1 protein-coding gene is annotated in these 819 nt (G+C 64.7%); it reads left to right on the forward strand.

Annotation, left to right across the window (positions count from 1 at the left end; genetic code table 11):
* Nucleotides 1-268: 268 nt before the first annotated feature.
* Nucleotides 269-706: a DUF6573 family protein gene (locus tag OTB19_RS43165; RefSeq protein WP_267804325.1), complete on the forward strand. Its 438-nt coding sequence runs from the start codon at nucleotides 269-271 to the stop codon at nucleotides 704-706.
* Nucleotides 707-819 lie beyond the last annotated feature (113 nt).

Below are 819 nucleotides of genomic sequence, written 5' to 3' on the forward strand. Positions count from 1 at the left end.
GCCATCTGGACCGCTTCTTCACGGAACTCCGGCGAGTACGAACGCGAACGTGTCACTTGCTTCTTCCCTCGATCCCTTACAGGACAACCCTATTGGGTCCCTGTCCGGGAACTTCGGGGCCCCTCAGCCTCAGCAACAACCGCAGCCGGAAGGTCATCCGTTCGACCCTTGCCAACTATGCCGCCACTGTGCTTTAATAGAGGTGTCGGGAAGGGGGAGGGCAAACCCCCGAACCGGCGCTCATTCCCCTTCACATCAAGGAGCGTTCATGCGCGACCCCAACCCCTCCGAGGCCGTCTCGTTCGGGCCCGTCATCCACACGTACAGCCGAGCAAAGGCCATCGCGGACGGCATGCTCGTGCCGGTCCCCGAGAGCCTCGCGAAGGAAGCCGGCTTCCGCTTTCCGGTCGCCCTCACGTCCGCCGCATGGGCTGACTGCGTCAAGTGGACCGACGCCGACAGCGAAGCCCAGCGCACCCCGCAGGACGAGACCGGCCGGCTGTGGGACGTGCTTTACATGACCGTCCATGCCATCAAGAAGGCCACCGGAGCACCCCGCGAGGTTGAGGTTCTCCTCTACCGCGTTCCGCGTGATGGCAGCACCAGCCACGCCAAGCCGGCACGGCTCAAGTCCGTGATCGGCCCCGGCGACGACCGCTCACCGGTGATCACCATCATGCGCCCCGACGAGAGCTACTCAGGTTGAACTCGTAGTTGCCGTGGGTGATGACGGTCCTTGATCCCTGCGGTATGCCGTGGGGATGAGGTATGCGCAGGGGGGCGGGTACACGCCCGAAAGACAGGCGGCGCGTGAGCGGT

The sequence above is a fragment of the Streptomyces sp. H27-H5 genome (assembly GCF_026627505.1).
GTDB lineage: Bacteria > Actinomycetota > Actinomycetes > Streptomycetales > Streptomycetaceae > Streptomyces.